Source organism: Winogradskyella luteola (genome assembly GCF_019203985.1).
GTDB lineage: Bacteria > Bacteroidota > Bacteroidia > Flavobacteriales > Flavobacteriaceae > Winogradskyella > Winogradskyella luteola.
The window spans coordinates 1-564 of record NZ_JAGSPD010000048.1 but is presented as its reverse complement, the minus strand read 5'-3'; the positions used below and the strand labels follow the sequence as shown (position 1 = coordinate 564).

Below are 564 nucleotides of genomic sequence, written 5' to 3'. Positions count from 1 at the left end.
ACAACGCCTCCAACAATTGATAATTCAGGTTTGCAAAACATAGATATTCAATGTGGTGTTACTCCTGATGGTACATTAGAAGCTTGGTTAAATAATAATGCTGGCGCTACTGCTACTGATACATGTGGTGATGTAACTTGGTCAAATGACTTTGGTGCAAATACAGATGTAGATTGTGCTAATGGTAATATTACTGTCACATTTATTGCAACGGATTCATGTGGCAATACATCTTCAACAACAGCAACATATTCAATAATAGATACTGTAAATCCTGTATTAACTATTCCTGGAGATGTTACCATTGAATGTACTGAGGATACAACACCTGCTAATACTGGAACAGCAACTGCAACAGATGATTGTGCAGCACCAAATGTAACTTTCGTTGATACTGAGGTTACAGCTTGTGGTAATACAAAAACAATTTCAAGAACATGGACCGCTACTGACGCTTGTGGTAATTCAATGTCAGCTGTACAGACCATCAACGTGGTCGATACCACGGCACCGACCTTTACCGTGCCTGCCGATATCACCGTAGAGTGCGACGTAGATACCACC

The 564-nt window shown here is 40.2% G+C and carries 1 pseudogene; it reads left to right on the top strand.

What is annotated here, in order from left to right:
• Positions 1-564: pseudogene (locus KCG49_RS16365) on the top strand (HYR-like domain-containing protein); the annotation flags it as partial.